General features: G+C 52.6%; 19 protein-coding genes. 15 read left to right on the forward strand and 4 right to left on the reverse strand.

Annotation, left to right across the window (positions count from 1 at the left end; translation table 11 throughout):
- The first annotated feature begins 237 nt into the window (after window positions 1-237).
- The 5 genes from M3G15_RS18015 (at window position 238) to M3G15_RS18035 (ending at window position 5363) form a co-directional block, all read left to right on the forward strand.
- A complete protein-coding gene (locus M3G15_RS18015; protein ID WP_260071658.1) occupies window positions 238-2232 on the forward strand; it encodes a sensor domain-containing diguanylate cyclase in 1995 nt (664 codons plus the stop codon).
- Between the two features lie 184 nt (window positions 2233-2416).
- Window positions 2417-3289 (forward strand): hypothetical protein, encoded by an 873-nt coding sequence (locus M3G15_RS18020; RefSeq protein WP_260071659.1) that lies wholly within the window; start codon window positions 2417-2419, stop codon window positions 3287-3289.
- Window positions 3290-3446: 157 nt separating this feature from the next.
- The gene (locus M3G15_RS18025) at window positions 3447-4562 is read left to right on the forward strand and encodes an aminopeptidase (RefSeq protein WP_009225224.1); all 1116 of its coding nucleotides are present in this window, start codon (window positions 3447-3449) and stop codon (window positions 4560-4562) included.
- 82 nt (window positions 4563-4644) lie between these two features.
- The gene (locus tag M3G15_RS18030; RefSeq protein WP_009225225.1) at window positions 4645-4890 is read left to right on the forward strand and encodes an HPr family phosphocarrier protein; all 246 of its coding nucleotides are present in this window, start codon (window positions 4645-4647) and stop codon (window positions 4888-4890) included.
- 182 nt (window positions 4891-5072) lie between these two features.
- Window positions 5073-5363, forward strand: coding sequence for an Fpa/YlaN family protein (locus tag M3G15_RS18035; RefSeq protein WP_009225226.1), 291 nt, complete (start codon window positions 5073-5075; stop codon window positions 5361-5363).
- A gap of 81 nt (window positions 5364-5444) precedes the next feature.
- Here M3G15_RS18035 and cax read toward each other — a convergent pair whose 3' ends face one another.
- A complete protein-coding gene (gene cax / locus M3G15_RS18040; protein WP_009225227.1) occupies window positions 5445-6515 on the reverse strand; it encodes a calcium/proton exchanger in 1071 nt (356 codons plus the stop codon).
- Between the two features lie 138 nt (window positions 6516-6653).
- Here cax and M3G15_RS18045 point away from each other — a divergent pair, with 138 nt between their 5' ends.
- Window positions 6654-7016, forward strand: coding sequence for an Asp23/Gls24 family envelope stress response protein (locus M3G15_RS18045; protein ID WP_036645252.1), 363 nt, complete (start codon window positions 6654-6656; stop codon window positions 7014-7016).
- Window positions 7017-7153: 137 nt separating this feature from the next.
- Here M3G15_RS18045 and ftsW read toward each other — a convergent pair whose 3' ends face one another.
- Window positions 7154-8407, reverse strand: a complete 1254-nt coding sequence (gene ftsW, locus M3G15_RS18050) for a putative lipid II flippase FtsW (RefSeq protein ID WP_009225229.1) — start codon at window positions 8405-8407, stop codon at window positions 7154-7156.
- 11 nt (window positions 8408-8418) lie between these two features.
- Window positions 8419-8760: a YugN family protein gene (locus tag M3G15_RS18055; RefSeq protein ID WP_009225230.1), complete on the reverse strand. Its 342-nt coding sequence runs from the start codon at window positions 8758-8760 to the stop codon at window positions 8419-8421.
- A gap of 230 nt (window positions 8761-8990) precedes the next feature.
- On the opposite strand from M3G15_RS18055, the gene M3G15_RS18060 reads away from it, so the two are divergent.
- From M3G15_RS18060 to M3G15_RS18090, 7 genes are all read left to right on the forward strand, one after another.
- Window positions 8991-10160: a M20 family metallopeptidase gene (locus tag M3G15_RS18060; protein WP_260071660.1), complete on the forward strand. Its 1170-nt coding sequence runs from the start codon at window positions 8991-8993 to the stop codon at window positions 10158-10160.
- A 45-nt stretch (window positions 10161-10205) separates the two neighbouring features.
- Entirely contained in the window at window positions 10206-10628 is a 423-nt protein-coding gene (locus tag M3G15_RS18065) for a CBS domain-containing protein (RefSeq protein WP_036645298.1), read from the forward strand.
- A 97-nt stretch (window positions 10629-10725) separates the two neighbouring features.
- Entirely contained in the window at window positions 10726-12420 is a 1695-nt protein-coding gene (locus M3G15_RS18070; protein WP_260071661.1) for a DNA repair helicase XPB, read from the forward strand.
- The gene (locus M3G15_RS18075) at window positions 12417-14333 is read left to right on the forward strand and encodes a helicase-associated domain-containing protein (RefSeq protein WP_260071662.1); all 1917 of its coding nucleotides are present in this window, start codon (window positions 12417-12419) and stop codon (window positions 14331-14333) included. The genes M3G15_RS18070 and M3G15_RS18075 overlap by 4 nt, the downstream gene beginning before the upstream one ends.
- Before the next feature lie 104 nt (window positions 14334-14437).
- Window positions 14438-14875: a YlbF/YmcA family competence regulator gene (locus M3G15_RS18080; RefSeq protein ID WP_036645300.1), complete on the forward strand. Its 438-nt coding sequence runs from the start codon at window positions 14438-14440 to the stop codon at window positions 14873-14875.
- A 76-nt stretch (window positions 14876-14951) separates the two neighbouring features.
- The gene (locus M3G15_RS18085; protein WP_009225236.1) at window positions 14952-15215 is read left to right on the forward strand and encodes a YlbG family protein; all 264 of its coding nucleotides are present in this window, start codon (window positions 14952-14954) and stop codon (window positions 15213-15215) included.
- A gap of 257 nt (window positions 15216-15472) precedes the next feature.
- Window positions 15473-15910, forward strand: a complete 438-nt coding sequence (locus M3G15_RS18090) for a hypothetical protein (RefSeq protein WP_009225237.1) — start codon at window positions 15473-15475, stop codon at window positions 15908-15910.
- Between the two features lie 436 nt (window positions 15911-16346).
- Here M3G15_RS18090 and M3G15_RS18095 read toward each other — a convergent pair whose 3' ends face one another.
- Window positions 16347-17255, reverse strand: a complete 909-nt coding sequence (locus M3G15_RS18095) for a transposase (protein ID WP_260071663.1) — start codon at window positions 17253-17255, stop codon at window positions 16347-16349.
- Window positions 17256-17666: 411 nt separating this feature from the next.
- Here M3G15_RS18095 and M3G15_RS18100 point away from each other — a divergent pair, with 411 nt between their 5' ends.
- Entirely contained in the window at window positions 17667-18572 is a 906-nt protein-coding gene (locus M3G15_RS18100) for a selenium metabolism-associated LysR family transcriptional regulator (RefSeq protein WP_009225239.1), read from the forward strand.
- Window positions 18573-18603: 31 nt separating this feature from the next.
- Complete coding sequence (locus tag M3G15_RS18105; protein ID WP_260071664.1) at window positions 18604-19488, forward strand: PHP domain-containing protein; 885 nt, start codon at window positions 18604-18606, stop codon at window positions 19486-19488.
- The last annotated feature ends 213 nt before the right edge of the window (window positions 19489-19701 follow it).

Genomic DNA, 19701 nt, shown 5'->3' on the forward strand with positions numbered 1-19701 from the left:
TAAGTGATTTTGTAGAGATGGGTGGATTTTTGTCGATAGGGCTTTAGTCCCAAAAAAATACCTTAAACCTTAGGATTTATAATGCAAAACCCTAAGGAAGATAGTAAAATAGAGATATCAGACAAGATCGGATATGGCGGAGATGGACAAGCTTGAACTTCAGGACAAGAGCTTGTCCGTTTAATATTTATCGCAGAAGGGTTACAATTCCAACGCAGCATATAAAGGAGCTTTTTTATGGCCGATCAATCCTTGGGTCAGCCGATGCTGAACCTGAATAACGCTTCCGGCCTGCCGCGGCTTGATGATGTCAACGATTATACCGATTGGCTGCGGCAGCTAGATATTAACGCCCACGATTTTCCCTACATCGATTCCATATTACAACAGGGATTTGCGGAATGGCGCAAACAGATCAGCGATATGCCGGAACTCGGCGAGGCTGATTTCTTCCTTGCCGGCAGCCGCGGCGAGAAGCTGCTTGCCGATTCGTTGAACCCGCGGCAACCGCTAGAACGTTCCTGGCCTAGCGGAATGGAAGAGGTCATCAAGCAGAGCTTGTATGAGCGCAAAGCCATCGCAGCCCAGAAGGCCGACGGAGTTTATGCGGCTGTACCGGTGTATACACGCATTCATGGCGAGTTGTTTGCGGTGTTTGGCTGTCTCATGCGTGAGAGCTGCACTTCAGAGGCGATCTTGTTAGCCAAGATGGCGGCCCGGCTGTTTCAAACCTGTTTTTATCGTTGCTTTGAGGGAATGTTCATTACGGATTTGGTCCGCATCCAGCAGCAAGCCAAGCGGGAGGAGCAGCGCCGCTCTAAGCTTTTTCAAATGGTGCAGAAGCTTCATGATAAGATCGACGTGGATTCGGTCCTGACCGAGGTGTTCGAGCGGGTGTCCGGCATGTATCCGAATGCCCGTCTGGAGTTGCTTATGTCTCAGGATCATGTAAGTCTCGATCCGCGGGTTAAATCGTTTCAATTGCTTGGACAAGGCGATGAGCTGCTCGTGAGGGCTTTCATGGAGGGCAGAATGCAGGTCAGGGAAACCGTGGATCCGAAGGGAGAAGGCGAAAGAAATTTGGAAATCGCCGTACCTCTCAGTGGCAAACAAGGGGTGTACGGGGTTTTCCACTTGCGCATCCAGCGTGAGGAGATCGATGATGTGGATTTGCAGCTGATCGGCATGCTGGCCGATACGGCCGGCACGGCATTTGAGAACGCGAAGCTGTATGAACAATCGAATTTGCTGATCAACGAGCTGAGGCTGATCAATGAATTAACGAAACGGCTGAATCAAAGTCTGCGGCTCAAGGAAGTTTTCCAATTTGCAACCGAAGAGTTGCTATCGATTTTTCAGGCGGAGTATTGCTGTATTTCCCAATTAAACAAAGAGACAGAAACGTTCGAGATTGTGTCCAGCAATGTTCCGGGGCTGTCGAAGGAGCATTTTCCGAAAAACTATGGATTCAGCGGGCTGGTATATTCCACGCAGGAGCCGATCATTCTGTCGGACTTTCAAGCCTATGGGAAGGTATCCTCGAGATTTATGGAGGAGACGAACTCCCGCTCGCTGATCACCGCACCTTTGTTCGTCCGGGGAGAAGTGAACGGGGTGATCATGCTGGCGCACCGCAAGACCCGCTTTTTTTCTTATGATAATTACAAGCTGCTTCAGGTCTTATCCTCACACATCGGTCTTGCAATCGCCAACGCGTCGCTGCATGCGGAGGTACGCCGGATGGCCAATCGCGATATGCTGACTGGACTTTACGCCCGCCATTACGTCGATGATGCGATCCAGGAATTCCAGAAGAAAGACACGAACGGTTCCTTAATCATCGTGGATATTGATCAGTTTAAGCAGGTCAACGACACGTACGGGCACCAAACCGGGGATAAAATCCTGAAGCAGGTGTGCGCAATCGTCAAGAGCTCAATCCGCAAGACAGATATCGCCGCCCGCTGGGGAGGCGAAGAACTGGCGGTGTACCTGCCCGGTGCAAGCGCTGAGAACAGCTACCAAATCGCAGAAACGATTCGGCTGCGCGTCGCGATGGATACCGATCCGCCGGTGACCGTCTCATGCGGTATTGCTGAGTGGGTAAAGGGCGATGAGAAGCTTAGCGTGGAGTCGCTTTTCTATGAGGCGGATATGGCGCTGTATAAAGCCAAGAACAACGGGCGGAACCAGACGCAAGTCGGATCCAGAGAGGACGCCCCCTCCTCGTAAATGGTTGCTTCATTGGTATAGAACGCTCTCGACCGGACATATGGACGGCGGGAGCGTTCTTTTTTGGGTTGCCGGTCGAACCTGCGAATAGAGTGACCGTCCCTGTGGCAGGATACTGCTAGAACTAGCAAAAGGAATGATCCGGTGGGGAACCGGATTTATTTTTTCAGGCGGGGGCTTGCATATGAAGGGGATATCACGGAGAAGGCCAACGTATAAATATCGGTTAGGGAAGATCATCTATGGCCTGCTAGTCACGCTAATCTTGGCGTCGTGCGGGATCAACGAAGCGAGGACGCCGGAGCAGTGGTTTGACTTCACCTGGTCCGGGCTGGCGGGATGTGACGCGTTAACCTTTCGCGGCTTAGCCGCCTTGCAGCGCGGAAACGGGCAAGGGCTGGAGGAGAGTTTCAGTTATACGGGACGTCTTCAAGAGCATAGGGAATTAAGTATCCGAGGCGAGCCGATGGGTCAGCGGGCGGGATACCCTGCAGGCCATCTGCAAACGGCGGGATTAGCAGAGCCGAATGGCTGGGAAGCCAAGCTCCGGTTAGAGCACGGGAACTGGCTGGTGCAATCCGATGACCACAATGCGCTGCTGCAAGGGGTGGTCCGTCTGAACCCGCTGGAACAACTAGAGGAGATTCGAATGGCCGCTAAGAAAACGATCACTTCCGAGAGCGGTGCTGCACGGGGGACGAAGGTGCTTCGGATCGAGATGGATCCAGCCGAAGCTACCATGCGGTTAAAGGATCGCTTGCTGTCGGAAATGGAGCTCACGCGTGAGGCCGGGCTGGCGCAATTAGAACAGGTGCCGGCTTCACAGAAGGAGCAGCTGCGAAACGAGTTGTCGCAGATCTGGACGACGGGCAGCAAGCAGTTAGCGGTCATGCTGAAGCAAATGAAAGCGACCGTCGTCTACCATTTGACGATTGACCGCAAATCGGGATTACCTTCCAGGCTGACCTCGGAGACGACGTTGAATTATTTGTCACCCAAAGGCGTGCCGCAGCGGGAGGTGCTGCGAACCGATAACCGGTTTGAGGGTTATCAGTAGGCGTGAGTGACATCCTAGGTTAGGCTGACTTTCCGACCCTATCGTGCTACAATAGCAGAAGAATTAACCAATGGTTAAACCAATGGGGTGTTTGGACGGCCGGCACGGGTTGTAATACCAAATCCCACAACGAATATTGAGGAGAGTGTGAAGCCAGATGCGAGATCCTAGAATTCAGAAGCTGGCGGAAAACCTGGTTGGTTATTCCGTAAATGTACAACCGGGAGAGAACGTCCTGGTCGAAATGATTGGCGATGAACGTGATTTGCTGAAAGCGGTCGTGGAAGAGGTTGGGAAGAAGGGCGGGAACGCCTTCGTTGAGATTACTGACCGGGCTGTACAACGTGCGCAATTGAAATACGCCACGGAAGACGGCATCAAAACCTGGGCGGAATACGATTTAAAACGGATGCAAATGATGGACTGTTACATCGGCATTCGTGCGGGTTCTAACGTCAACGATCTGTCCGACGTACCCGAAGATAAGATGAAGCTGTACAATTCGCTTTATTCCCACCCTGTACATAGCGAACAACGGGTGAAACGTACGAAATGGGTGGTGCTCCGTTATCCGAACGCCAGCATGGCCCAATTGGCCAATACGAGCACGGAAGCGTTCGAGGATTTCTATTTTGACGTATGTAACCTGGATTATGCCAAAATGGATCGGGCGCAAGATGCCTTGGCTGATCTGATGAACAGAACGGACAAAGTCCGGATCGTTGCTCCGGGCACCGACCTGACCTTCTCGATTAAAGACATTCCGGCGGTCAAGTGCTCCGGTCAAAGGAATATCCCGGATGGCGAAGTCTATACGGCTCCGGTCCGCGATTCCGTAAACGGCACGATCAGCTACAATACGGCTACGCTGTACAACGGAGTTACGTTCGAGAATATCAAATTCCGCTTCGAGAACGGTAAGATCGTTGAAGCTACGAGCAACGACACGAAACGGATGAACGAAATCCTGGATTCGGACGAAGGGGCTAGATATATCGGGGAGTTTGCGATCGGATTCAACCCGTATATTTTGCATCCGATGAAGGACATCTTGTTCGACGAGAAAATTGCGGGCAGCCTTCACTTTACCCCAGGTCAAGCTTATGAGGAAGCCGATAACGGCAACCGTTCCTCGATTCACTGGGATCTTGTGCTGATCCAGCGTCCGGATTACGGCGGCGGAGAAATTTATTTTGACGATGTACTGATCCGTAAGGATGGCATTTTTGTGCTGCCTGAGCTTGAGGGATTGAACCCGGAAAACCTGAAGTAATCAGAAATCCTCCTTGCTAGGAAAGCGGATTCAATGTATGATTGAAGTATGTTATTTCCAATGTTAAAGACGGAGGGATCCTATGGCCACGAACAATGAAGCGGTAGTCGAAATTGCCCAAACAGCAGGCAAGTTCACTTCTTCCATTGTGCTTCAAGCGGACAATAAGTACATCGATGTAAAAAGTATCCTCGGCCTCTTCACCACGCTCGTAAATACGAAGAGCTATGAGCTTCACGTTCACGGACCGGATGCGGAAGAAGCGAAGAAAGCCGTAACCGAAGTGTTTGCGAAACACGGGTTGGACGTCAAAGTTGTTGCCGATTAATGTCAATGAGAAACACTCCCGACTTAGGTCGGGGGTGTTTTTTAATGCCTGCGAACAGCGGTACTCAGCGGTTTTTCATAGATAGGTTAATTTAAGCAGGTTCTTGTATTGGCTTTCGATTTCGTCTAATATTAAGATTAGAGATGAATGGTAGGCGATTTTGGACATAGGGGGGAAGAAGCATGACTTCATCTGAGTTGCAGGAGCAACTAAACCTGAAGGCACTTAATCTTCTGAAAGAAGATGCAGATAAAATTGAGAAGCTGATCGAAGTACAGATGGAGAACTTGGCCACACGTTATTGCCCTCTCTATGAGGAAGTGCTGGATACCCAGATGTATGGATTCTCCAGACAAGTAGATTACGCAATTCGCGTCGGACTTATTCAAGAAACGGTAGGTAAACAAATCCTCAGCAGATTGGAACGTAATTTGGCCTCGCTGTATGAAGCCATGAACAATAGACAACAGTAAGGCATTTGCTGTTGCTGCTAAATAATACAAGCGTATGCTTCGGAAGTTGCCGAAGACATACGCTTGTTTTGTTGTTGAGGGTTATACGAGATAAAACGAAACGCCGAGAATCATATAGACCGCCAGCAGCAGTACCCCTTCAAACCAGTTGGTTTGGCCGTCCTGCGTGATGGATTTGGCGATAAATACCGAGACGCCAATCGCGGCCAACTCGATGACGGTAAATACGATATCCATCGGCTTGCCAAACAGATGGCTGACGAAGATGAGCACAGGAGCCACGAACAAAGCGATCTGCAAGCTAGAGCCGACGGCGATTTCTACGGCTGCCCCGATTTTGTTCTTCATCGCCAGCATGATGGCAGCGCTGTGTTCGGCGGCATTACCAACGATCGCAACGACAAAGGCACCGACGAACAACTCGCTCAGACCGAAATCGGCGGTCAGCGTGTCAAGCGTATGTACCAACCATTCGCTGACGAACGCAACCATAACGGTAGCGATCACCAGATATAAAATCGACTTCCCCTTGGACCAGGCCGGGGCATGTTCATGCGGAAGCTCTTCCGCGTCCTTCTCGCTGATATCTGCCAGATGGTTCTTGTGCGTGATCATGGAGAAGATCAGCCAGAGGATATAGGCGACAATCAGAACGCCGGCAACAACCAAACTGAGCGCGAAACGATCGTCCTCGTGCAGCACGTGGGTTTGCAGGAAGATCGCCGGGACGAACAATGCGATGATCGCTACGATCATCAGCGAGCCGTTCATGCCGGCTAACGTGACGTTATATTTTTGCACCTTGTGCTTTAAGCCTCCCGCAAACAAGCTGAGCCCCAGCACGAGCAGCAGGTTGCCGATGATGGACCCGGTAATACTGGCCTTCACCATGTCGAACAGCCCTTCGCGGACCAGCATGATGGCGATAATCAATTCGGCCGCATTACCGAAGGTGGCATTTAGGAAGCCGCCCAGGCGTTGACCCGCGTAATGCGCCACGCTCTCCGTTGCCCGGCCGAGAAAGCCCGCGACAAGAATGACGGCGATCGCGGAGATGACAAATTCTAACGTTGCTGACCAGTGCGCGTAATGCCCCATGGCGCTAAGTGCAAAGAAAATCAGCAACAATGCGGGTGAAATAAACTTTTTCATGGAACACCTCGAGTTAGTCATTTTTTGGCAATAAACTGAATGTAACAATTTTACTCAAAATTAATCGAAAGGTCTACATTTGCTTTAATACGACTTCCGATTTACAATGAAATTAATGAGGTTGAAGGAGGAATGACCATGACCGAACAACTGCAGTTGGATAGCGGGCAAATTCGGATTTCAGACGATGTTGTCGCCAAAATCGCCGGAATGGCTGCTCTAGAGACACCGGGGATTGCCGCGATGTCCGGGGGGCTTTCCGAAGGTTGGGCTAAACGGTTAAGCGGCAAAAATGTGCAAAAGGGCGTCACGGTCGAAGTTGGTCAATTGGAGGCGGCAATCGACCTGCGAATTATCGTGTTATATGAGACGCCGATCCACGAAGTTTGCCGGATGCTTCAGCAAAATGTTCGAGAAGCGGTAGAGAGCATGACGGGACTTAAAATTGTAGAAGTGAACGTGAAAGTCGAGGGCGTGGCGTTTAAGGACGATGAAATCTGATCGCCCCTTCCTTGACCTTCTGCAGCATACCTGAGTTTCGCTTTCGGCCTCGAATGACCGGATTGCTGGCATATGCAGTAAGCATAAAGAAGACTACGGAGATCATCACTCCGTAGTCTTCTTTTGTTAGCTTCAAATTATAAACCGCGCCGGGCTTCTCTGCGCAGTTCGAACGGCGTTGGTTCGCGGATGATCACCGATTTGGTGCGTTCCTGCTTCAATGGCAGAGATGATTCGCGCGAAATGCTAAGCACAATGCCCATCGAGACCATCATAACGAGCAGCGAAGAGCCGCCGTAGCTAATGAAGGGCAAGGTGACGCCGGTCACCGGAATCGTGTTGGTGACGCCGCCGATGTTAACGAACGCCTGGATAGCGATCAAGCCCATAATCCCAACCCCAACTAACGTGCCAAACGTGCTTTGGCAGCGCAGCGACACGAGCAGCCCGCGCCAAATGAAATAAATATAAAACAGCAGGAAGATCAACGTACCGATAAACCCGAATTCTTCGCCGATGACGGAGAAAATAAAATCGTTATACGCATTCGGCAAATAATGCAGCTTCTGAATGCCTTGTCCGAATCCAGTACCGGTTAGTCCGCCATGGCCAATCGCGGTGAGCGATTGAATCAGGTTGTAGCCGGTTCCTTGCGTATCATGCCATGGGTCGAGGAAGGCTTCGATCCGGCCCATCCGATAATCGCTGCTCGCAGCGACGGTGGGATCGGGCGGATTGATCTTGTCCCACAACGCTTCGACGCCTAGCACGATGCTGGCACCTAATATGAGCAACCCAATGGAACCGAGAATGTGCTTCAAATTCGCGCCGCCGGCGAAAATAATCAGCCCGGCGGTAGCCACAAGAATCAGACAAGAGCCAAGGTCAGGCTGGAGCATGATCAAGCCGGCGACAAAACCAACGATGACCATGACCGGGATATACCCGGTTCTTAGATCCCGGAACCGCTCGCCTTTCTTGGAGATGAGGGCCGACAGGTATAAGATCGTCGTGATTTTAGCAAGCTCCGTCGGTTGAATCCCGAGCGTACCAATCGTGAACCAGCTGGTCGCGCCATTGATGCGTCCGCCGATAAATGGTACAAGCAGCAGCATAATGATGGCCAGGATGAACACAGGGATAAACAGCTTCTTATATTTCTCGTAAGGGATATTCATCGTCACGAACATGCCGACTAACCCGATTAAGGCGAATATAATCTGCCGTTTCGTAAAATACATCGGGTCATAACCAAATTTGGCATCAACCAGCGTGATGCTGGAGCTGGAGCTGAACACCATAACGATTCCGAAACCGGCCATCAGCAAGGTTAAGATGAGCAACTGAAAATCGGGGGCTCCGCGTCTTGGTTTCTCTGTGCCTTCTTTCATCGCGTTACCGATTAGGCCTCAAGAAGTTCCTTTAATTCCGTCAACTTATGATTGGCGGTCTTCATGACCATCGCAGGAATCTCCGATTCATACTCCAAGCCGTGCGGAAAAGTGGCCCGCCCCATATAGACCGCTTCGATTGCCAGTACCGTGTCTGGACGTTCCAGTTTGCCTTCTACCACCCGTGTATTGATGCGGAGGTAATAGTCGCTGTTATTATATTCAATTTTATAATCGTATGTAGCGCGGTAATATTCCCATTGCCAACGGATGAAGCCTACCTTCTCCGCAGCTTCGTCTAAGTAAGCCAAATCGCTTTGCAGTCCGTCCAATCCGGTATTTTCTACGATCATTGTAAAGAGTGCCCCCTTCAAAATATTGGTCCAAAGTTCACGGATCGATTCAAATGTGAACTTTTTTCATCAAAGTTATCACACTTATCCCCATGATATTATGTTTCCATCGGTTGTGCAAGCATGGGAAAACCTCGCAAATCAGCGGCTTTCCTTAAGGTAAATCTGAACGAGTCACCCGTTTTCTGCTACAATAAGCTAAACGAGATCGTGGAAAGAGGAGTGGGACGATGGAGGAGAAGCTGTTAAGCGATTTGTTTCCATCCATGGTGGAGCGGCGGCGTCATTTTCACCGCTATCCGGAGCTTTCCTTCATGGAAAAGGAGACTTCAACGCTGGTCGCCGATAAGTTGCGGGAGCTGGGGATCGAAACGACAACTAATGTCGGCGGGTTTGGCCTTGTAGCCCGCATCCGGGGAGAGCTTCCCGGCAAAACGGTGGCGCTTCGGGCTGATATGGACGCGTTGCCAATCCAGGACGAAAAAACGTGCGAGTACGCCTCTCAGCACCCCGGCGTGATGCACGCCTGCGGTCACGACGGCCACACGGCAACGCTGCTGGCACTGGCGGAGTACTACAGCCGCACCAAAGCGAAGCTTCGCGGGGAGATCCGTCTGATCTTCCAGCCGGCGGAAGAGGTTTGCCCGGGAGGGGCGAAATCGATGATCGAGGAAGGTGCGCTGGACGGCGTGGACGTTATTTACGGAGTGCACCTGTGGACGCCGATTCCGGTCGGCACGGTGGCGAGCGCACCGGGACCGTTGATGGCTTCGACCGACGAGTTCTTCATCGATGTGCAGGGACGCGGGGGGCATGGTGGCATGCCGCATAAAACGGTGGACAGCGTGGTGGCCGCTTCGTCGCTTGTGCTGCAGCTGCAAAGCGTGGTGAGCCGCTCGGTGGATCCGCTGGACCCGGCCGTTGTGACGATCGGCTCGATCCAGGGCGGCACGGCGCAGAACATCATCGCCGACCGCTGCAGATTGTCCGGCACGGTCCGCTGCTTCCGCGAGGAGACGCGGGAGCTCATCCGCGAGCGGATTCATGTGTTGGCCCAAAGCACGGCGGAAGCATACGGTGCGAAGGCGCAAATCAACTATATGATGGGCTACCCGAGCTTGGTGAACGATGAAGGTGAATACCATCGTTTTACGAAGGTGGCTCCGGGGGTGTTCGGACTGCGGGCCGAGCTGTCGCCGAAGATCATGCCGGCGGAGGATTTTGCCTACTATTTGCAATGGGTTCCGGGCTGTTTCATGTTTGTTGGCGCGGGAAATCCCGGCAAGGGCGCAATGTATCCGCACCATCATCCCAAATTTGATATCGACGAAGACGCCATGCTGCATGCGGCGGGGCTGCTGGCGGCGATGGCGGAATCCTATCAGGACGAACACGCATAATCGGATTCCTACTTTGGCACGCTATGTTCAAAGGAGGGATTTATGTTGAGAAAAGTTAGCGAGATTATGACCCAAAACGTCGTTACTGTGACGCCGCAGGATAATGTTTACGAAGTAGCGGTTAAAATGAAAGAACACGACACGGGTTTCATTCCGGTAGTTGAAGGCGGAGATAAGCTGATTGGCGTCATCACAGACCGGGATTTGGTGATCCGCGGTATCGCCGAGAAGCGTCCCGGCTCGACGGCAGTCTCCGAAGTGATGACCAAAGGGATCAAAACCGCTTCCCGCGACATGTCGGTGGACGAGGCCGCAGAACTGATGGCCGAGCAGCAAATCCGCCGGCTCCCGGTATGCGAAGGGGATCGCTTGATCGGGATCGTATCGCTTGGCGATTTGGCGGTACGTAATATTTTTGCCGACAATGCCGGGGAGGCTCTGTCCGAAATCTCGGAGCAGGTACATTAATGACGAAGAGAAAGTAAGCGGGAGAGGTTCGCAGCCTTGGCGGCGGACTTCTCTTTTTGCTGGTTGCAAGAGGCTGATCTAAAGGAGGGCATAACCGATGATAGAAACGGGAGCATGTATCGTTCAGCGAGATTTAACGGTGCTGCTGGAGAAGGAGCATCCCGGCTTCGAAACGGCGCGGGAACAGTTGTCCCATTATGCCGAGTTGGTGAAGAGCCCGGCTTATTATCATACATATCGAATTACTCCGCTCACATTATGGCATGCCGCTTCCTGCGGGATCGATGCGGATCGAGTGCTGGAAGAACTTCAGTCTATGGCCCGATATGGACTGCCGAGCGGCGCGGCTGAAGACATCCGCAACTGGATGGGAAGGTTCGGGCAGCTGAAGCTGCGTCCGGTTCCAGGTGAATCGGACCGATTGGAACTGGAGTACGTTGGAACCGAAGAAGAGGGTTTTCTGGAGCAGTTATCCCGACAACTGGATTTACCGGCGGGGACTTGGAGCCTGGTGGACAAGCGCCATCTCCATCTGCCGGCCGCATGGCGCGGCAACTTAAAACGAGAACTTGCCCGGCTGGGTTATCCTGTCCTGGACGAAGCAGGCTACCACCAAGGCCGCAACCTGAAGTTTGCTCTCCGGGAGGAACTGGAAGGAGGAAGGCCGTTTCGGCTCAGACCGTACCAACAGGAAGCGGTCGCTGCATTTGCCGGCAAGGCTGGTGAAGGCGGAAGCGGTGTTGTCGTACTTCCCTGCGGAGCGGGAAAGACCGTAGTTGGACTGGCCGCCATGGAACGGTTCCAGTGCGAGACGCTGATTTTAACCTCCAATGTGACCTCGGTACGTCAATGGATTTCCGAAATGATTTCGAAAACGACTTTGCCGCCGGAAGCGGTTGGAGAATATTCAGGAGAGAAAAAACAAGTCAAACCGGTGACGGTTTCGACCTATCAAATATTGACCCATCGAGCCCGCAAAGAGGAGGGCTTCAAGCATATGTCCCTGTTCCAAGAACGGGATTGGGGATTAATCATTTACGATGAAGTTCATCTTCTTCCGGCGCCGATTTTCCGGGCAACCGCCGATATTCAGGCGACCCGTCGGCTTGGGCTGACCGCCACCCTGATTCGCGAGGACGGTTGCGAGCGGGACGTCTTCTCCTTGATCGGACCCAAACGGTATGATGTCCCATGGAGAACGCTTGAAGAGAGCGGTTTTATCGCGCAGGTCGATTGCCAGGAAATCCGGGTGGCGATGCCCGAGCCACAACAGAATCAATACGCCCGGGCGGAAGGGCGGGAGAAGTTTCGAATCGCCGCGGAGAACCCGTATAAGAACGAGATCGTGCGGCGATTGCTGGACCGGCATCGGGACCGTCAGGTACTGATTATCGGGCAATATTTGGATCAGTTGCAAAGCATCGCCGCGGAACTCCACGTTCCGCTCATTACCGGGAGTACGCCGCAGGCGGAACGGAGCAGATTGTTTCAGGCGTTCCGCGAAGGGGAAATTCCGGTTCTGGCCGTGTCCAAAGTAGCCAATTTTGCGGTGGATTTGCCGGATGCGTCGGTGGCGATTCAAATCTCCGGCAGCTTTGGTTCGCGTCAAGAGGAGGCGCAGCGTCTCGGACGGATTCTGCGGCCGAAGCGAGACGGCGGCAGGGCTTATTTTTATACCCTCGTGTCGGAGAACACCCGCGAACAGGAATTTGCCCTCCGGCGGCAATTGTTTTTGCTGGAGCAGGGTTATGAGTATGCCGTGCGGCGCGAGCAGGAGGGGATCGAAGCATGAGCAGGCGGTCGGAAATGCCAGCTTACGAAGATTCTTTGATAGATGGGCCAGTTAGGGAGCCATTAAACGAAGCGGAGATGGAGGCGCTCCGGCTCCTGTTTCGGCGTTATGCAGGACAGCCGTTTCGGCTGGAACAAGCTAACGCCGCCGCGGCTGGCAGCTTGAGCGGAGCCGACATTCGCGCTGCATTGCCGGTGCTCCTGCGCTCTGGAGAAATCGCTGCGGTACGCAAGGCTTGGGGAGAGAAGCTGTTTTACATCCCGCTAGACCGCCAGCTAGAGATGTGGAAGATATGGGGGTACGCGGAGCTGCGGGAGCAGAACCCGGTGCGCGTGGAACTTGAACGGGAGGCCAAACCTGGATTGGCGTTGGATTTGTTCCGCGCTTTGACCTGGATTGCCGGCAATGGACTGCGGATGACGGCGAAAGGGACGATTCACCAGAAGGAACACAGCAAGTTGGAAGACCGAATTGCGCTGAAAGCGGAAGACATCGCAGGTCTGCAGCTCAACTATCCGCATCCGGACGTATATTCTCCCGCACTTGCGGTTGTGATGGATCTGCTGCTGGCGCTAGGGCTGATCGCCAAGGAGAGGGCGGTTTGGCGGGCGGATGTCCCGGGAATGGCGGCATGGTTGTCCTTGGATGTGCCGGCGATGAACTTCGTTCTAATGCGCGAGCTGCAGCGCTATGTTCCGGCTGACGTTGGACTGCAGCATGTCGCCTTGCGACTAACGGCACCGGATTTAAAACCCGGCGCGTGGTATTCGGTGGAGGAACTGCTGGGTTCGCTCCAAGACCAGGGGCTGCTGGGGGGGGAGAGCGGCGATCTGTCACCGGAGCGCGCCGCTTGGATCGAAGGATGGCTTGAAGCTTTGTGCGGCTGTGGCTGGATGGAGCTTGGCCGCCATCCGGAGGATGGCCGGATGTTCCGTTGGCTGATTGAACGGGACGCTTCTTCGCCGACGGCTTCCCCATCGGCGAAAGGGAAGCTGATCGTGCAGCCTGATTTCGAGCTGCTGGTTCCGCCAGACGTACCGTTTACGGTCCGGTTTGAGCTGGAGGCTTGCGCTGAACTGGCCTCGTCAGGCGTAATGAGCGTCTACCGTTTGACGCGTGCGGGCCTGGAGCAGGCATGCAAGTTGGGTCGTACGCCGCAGGAGATCCTGCAGCTGCTGGAGGAGCATTCTGCCGGTGTACCAGCGTCTGTTCGCGACGGCTTGCTCCAATGGGGGCGGGAAATCGGCCGTACCACGCTCACCGAAGTGAAGCTGCTCAGCTGTGCGGATACGGAAGCCGCGGATCGCATTGCAGATTTGCCATCGCTGGCCGGCAAGCTGGAGCGGATTGGTCCGCTTCATTTTCTCGTAACGACGGACAGCGAGGCGGAAGTGATCAAGATTCTAGAAAGTGAGCGATTGGCTCCGGTTCACCGGGGCACTCCAGCCCCCAATGAACCGATTCTTCCGAAGCTTACGGAAATGGAAATCACCTGGTCAAATGATGAGGGGCCGAGCGGGCAGAAGGGCCAAGGCTGGATTTATAAAGGAGCGGATCTGCACTTTTATGAGCCGGAAACCCGTCCGCCAGAAGTAGACGAGCTGTTCCCGGGTTTGTCGGAGATCCCCGTCATGTGGTGGAAGGAATTGCGGCGTTATCACGCCTCGACCGCCCGTGAACTGATCGAACGGGCTTTGGCCTGGTCTGCCAAGCTGATGCTGCAGATCGGAGGAGAGAGCGTTGTTTGCTTGCCGCTGGCAGTCGTGGAAAGTGAAACGGATTGGCAAGTCAGAGTGCGTAAGCTACCCTCATCTGAGGCACAGGGAAAAGAGACTCCAGGAGAGGAAGTGCTGCTGTCACCCCGAGATTGGCAGGCGATCCGCCTAATTCTCCCAACAGGCTTACGCAAATGAGAGCTTAGGAAGGATGAACCTCTTCTGCTCGCTAAAGGATTGTGGTATGATAGTGACGTCTACCTGTTGGGTGGAACAATAACCACAAAAGCGAGATGAAATTCATGAGCGTAATCGCGAAGAATACGGTCGACATGGCCGAAGTGCTGATCAACGCCTATGAATTGGGCGATATGATAAATCAATCCGCCGCCGTTTCCGAATATTTGTATTGGAAAAAGCGCGTGGAAGAAGATAGTGAGATTCAGGCATGGGTCAAGAAGCTGGAAGCTCAGAAGGAACTGTTCCGGGAAACCGAGCGCTTTGGACATTTCCATCCGAATTATCACGAGGCCAAGGATAAAGTGGCCGAGGTGGAGCGGGAATTAGAGCGCTTCGAGGCGGTTCGGAAGTTTAAAGCCGCTGAGAACGAACTCGACGATATCCTCCACCAGATGTCGGAAATGATCGCTTATGCCGTTTCCGATACGATCAAGGTGCCAAGCAATGATCCGAATCCGAAAGGCGGATGCGGCGCCGGTGGAAGTTGCAGCTGCGGCTAAGAGCATAAGCAGCCGATCATTCCGGAAGATTGGTTTCCGGAAGTTCCAGGTAGTTAAGCCACGGGAGGGGAAAGTCATGTTTCCGGAGCGTACAGGATATATCATATGGGTAAGCGACTTGAAAGCGGCAAGGAACTTAGAAAAATACGGAAGCGTGCATTATCTATCCCGCCGCATGCATTATGTGGTTATGTATGTGAATGCCGATCGGGCGGAAGAGACGATGCGGAATATCCGTAAGTTATCCTATGTTCGCAAAATTGAGCGGTCTTACCGTGGGGAAATTAAAACCGAATACAGTAAGGACGTCCCGGACAAAACCCGCTTCTACGGACTCTAACCGAAGGTTAGACCAAGCGATTCGAATGCCAAAGCCGCGCAGCGAGCTACTCGTTGCGCGGCTTTTTTGTGTTTATACTGTCTCCTATGGATTTATAGTTCTAGAGACCTTATTTTTTGACAAAAAACACTTGAATCTTGTAGAAAATTAGGGAATGATGTAATATAATAGGTAAAAGAGCTTAGTTAAAAAGACCTAATTATTGGCAAATCACTTACTTATCTATTTACAAAGACCTATACAATGAGAGGTGCGGCATGAGAGACAAGGCAACGGAACGCTGGAGAACCTATGAATCCTTCTATATTCAACTAGGGGACAAGAGAGTTGCCGATATCGTAGTAACGAACCATGCCAAGCTCCGATACCAGGACAGAATTGATCGGGATAATGTCGGGGTTGAACAGATTGCCGGATGGGCTTGGGAATGTTTAAAGCAGGGACGCATAACGCCATATTATCGCAAGGAAGAGGACGTCTATTTAATTGATGACGATCTCGTGATGGTGGCTGAATTTGCGGAAATTCCCGGAGAGTTCGACCTTGCCGGACGCCCGATGCACCGCATGATCATCGTTACCTTTCTTGGACGGATGTCGGAAACCATTGAATTGCGCGATTTGAAATCTTATTATTCCTGGCTTCGCCATTCCCGGCGAATGACGCTGATGAAGAACAGCCGCAAGCACCGCTAGGAGCTGCGGGAGTAGGCCAAGACAGAAACTAGGCCGAAGCCGAAGATGAGAAAGAAGACGTAGAACGATTTGGAAAGAAGCATGCCGTTAACCGGTCTGCTTCTTTTGACATTTTAGCCTGTTGTGTCAAATACGATTTCACCGATTTTTCTGCAACTCAAATACACCGCTCCTCCGTTCCTCGCATCCTTCCCGTCTCCTGCATCCCTGGCGTCCCTCATGGCCCTCACGTCCTTCCCAGTGCGGGGGTGGCAGTGGCAGGATAACGTAGTTTCTCCGCCCCTTTTTAACGATTATCCCGTTGCGTCAGGTCATGGAGGAAGAGAAACTGGGAACAGGAAATGCTCTGAAGTTGATAAAGTTAAAAATACGTTGCAAAAAAAGCTAGTCGGGTGGTTTATTGCGAAAAATATAGATATGTTGATAAGCATCTCGATTAAGCCGCATCTGCAATGGTTGAGATCCGGCGGATTACGATTAGCTGGCGGTACGAGATTGCTGGAATGGACAGGCACATCTGCAGCAGGTTCTGGCGCATCTCTTCCTCGGAAAAGGTCATGCGCAGGTAACGGCGTACGGTGTACTCATTCAAATACGCCTGCAAATGTGTTATTCCCAAGGCGACATACGTGCGTCTGATAGAGTCCCGTGCTTCTCTCACGACTTTCCGTAAGGGCAGATACATCCGATAAACGAAAGGGAACCACCGCTTGGTTGAGGTATGGACGTCTACATGCTTGTTGATGAACGTAGCGAGATCGTGCCGGGTAGCCCATTGCTCGCCTCCTCTTTTATGCGGTATCAGTTGAATCTTCACACGCTCGGGCTCACCAGACTCCGTGACCGTGCAGCCGGCGACGACTGCGGTGGCATAAGGTTGAGAAGCTGGATGAAAGCGGTTGGGATCCGTCCCATACTGATCGCGGTTCACCTTCACCTCTCCAGAGAGCAGCTCCCGGGCATCACATTCACCGAGGGTATGGCGGATTTTGTGCAGCATGAGCCACGCGGTCTTGTAGGTAACTTGGATCACCTGACTCAACCGCAGCGCTGAGATACCGTCGGGAAGCAGGAACAGCTCCATAGCTTGAAACCATTTCACCAAAGGCAGATGGGTTCTTTCAAAAATCGTACCCACCAAAGGCGAGGCTTGATAGCTGCATCTTCTGCACTCAAACAAAGGAAGTCGTCGGGAGGACAGACGGGTGCATTTGGTATAAGCGCAGCGCGGGCAGACGAAGCCGTCTGGCCACTTCATAGCGATGATCGCCTCGATACAGTCGGCCTCACTTTGAAAACGGCTGCTGATAGGTTGAAGCAGCTTTTTATTCATACCTAACTCCATGTCGGATCCCTCCAATGTGAATCTTCCCAACTCCAAAATTACGAACTAATGTTCTCTTTTTAAATTATACCAAACATATGTTCTGTACACAAGAAAAAACTCCCAAAAAATCAACTTACTCAATTGACCCCAATTAATCCTGAAGGGTCAGCTTTCTGGGACTGTCTCATTTAGAAAACCTCCTTCCACAATTCCTAATTTCTGAGCGAAAGGGATAATGGTGCAAAAGAGGCGCGAACAAGACCATATGCGGGCACATAAAGGGCACAGAAGTGATAAGAGCCATCGGATGTAGGGCAGGCGTTTTTTGATAGGGCAACAATTCATGGGACTAGCACTTTATGTAGTTGGCCCGGGCATGCTATTGTTAATGGAGAGCTTTGCAATGGAAAGAAAGGGGAGTGCCGGACGATGGCGTTAAACTATCACCAGCTTCATATTTTCTATACGGTGGCGCAGCGTGGCAGCTTCTCGGCTGCAGCCCAGGCACTGCACATGACTCAGCCTGCGGTTACGATGCAAATCCAATCGCTGGAAGATTACTTCGGCACGAAGCTACTGATCCGTTCTACGAAAAAGATCGAATTAACGGAAGCCGGCCAAACTTTGCTGCCGTTTGCTCGCCAGAGCGTGGAGTTAATTCGTGAAACAGAGCAGGCCATGTCGCGGCATACATCGATGCTGGAGGGGCGGCTGCAGCTCGGCTCCAGCTTGACGATCGGGGAATACGTCCTCCCTCGGCTCCTTGGGCCGTTTGGACAGCGATACCCTCATATCTCAATCGTGATGAAGGTGATCAACACGACGCAAATCATCGAGGAGATCCTGAATCACCAGCTGAGTTTCGGGTTAGTTGAAGCGCCGGTTCAACATCCGGACTTGGTATCCGAGCCTGTCATGGAGGATGAGCTCAAGCTAATTGTTCCCGCAGGCCACCCGTTGTCGGGGAGAAGGTCTGTAACGGTGGAGGAAGCGATTCATTACCCTTTTGTACTGCGGGAAAAAGGCTCTGGCACTCGTCAGGTGATGGAGGATGAACTGCGGAGATGCGGTGTTGACATCAATCAAATTCGTACTGTTATGGAACTCGGCAGCACGGGGGCGGTAAAATCGGCGGTCGAGGCCGGGATTGGCATCACGATTATTTCACCTTCTTCCGTTAAGCATGAGCAGGCGCTGGGACTGCTGGAGGTGCTGGATATTGAAGGGTTGTCTTTTAAACGGATGTTTTATTCGATCCACTTGAAATCGACGCTGTTGCCGGTCACAGCGGTGACGTTTTTGACTTTCCTGCGGGAATATCCGCAAACTACGTAAAAGACATTGCGAAAATGAAGGATGGGATAACATGGAACCACATATGGCAAACGAACGTTACGACCTTCATTCACATACCCAAGCTTCGGACGGGATGAATAAGCCGGCGGAAAACGTAAGGCTGGCCAAGGAGAAAGGGCTGACGGGCTTGGCCATCACAGATCACGATACCGTTGCCGGGATTGAGGAGGCTTTGCTGGCCGGGAAGGAGCTTGGCGTGGACGTTGTCCCCGGCATCGAAATCAGCACCCGCGCCGGGGGCAAAGACATCCATGTGTTGGGGTACTTCCTGAATTTCGAGGATGAACACCTTCTGGAGCGCTTGGCCCGGCTTCGGTCGGTTCGGGAGGAGCGAAATACCCTAATTATCGCGAAGCTGCAGCAATTAGGCCTTGAGATTACGATGGAGGAAGTGAAGGCTGGGGTGGCCCGGCCGCTGCGTCCGGGTGAAAGCTTGGGCCGGCCTCATATCGCCGATGTTCTCGTCCGCAAGGGGTACGTGTCGGATATGCGCGAGGCCTTTGATCGGTATTTGTCCGAAGGCAAACCAGGATATGCTTCTCTGCCGCGTATATCGCCGGAGGAGGCGATCACGTGGATTCATGAGGGAGGCGGCGCGGCGGTGTTAGCGCATCCGGGCTTGTACGGGGACGACGAGCTGGTGCGGTCGATCCTGGAGCGTGGGAAGCCGGACGGGATAGAAGTGTACCACTCTGACCACGGGGCGGAGGAGGAGATCCGTTATGCCGCCATGGCCGAGCAGTACGGGCTTATCGTGACCGGGGGATCCGATTATCACGGCGTGCGGCAGGGTGTTGTTTTTCACGGTGATTTGGGTGGACGCACGGCACCGCCGGGTACGGTGGAACGGTTGAAACAGGCGGCGGAGGCGGCCAGACGGGCTGAGAAAAACTGAAAAAACGGTGGTCCAAAGGGTCAATGAATCGATGATCCCTTTTGGAGCACCGTTTTTTATTGGGCAAATGTAAAAGTGCAGTCCGTTAGGCGTGAATCCGTGCAAATCCCCAGGTGAAGCTGAGAATCTACTGTACTTTTGCATCTGATTCAATTCGGCGGTTTTGGATGGGGTTCAACTGCACTTTTACATTTGAGACTTTGCCAACAATCA

It is taken from the genome of Paenibacillus sp. p3-SID1389 (genome assembly GCF_025151705.1).
Taxonomy (GTDB): Bacteria; Bacillota; Bacilli; order Paenibacillales; family Paenibacillaceae; genus Fontibacillus; species Fontibacillus phoenicis.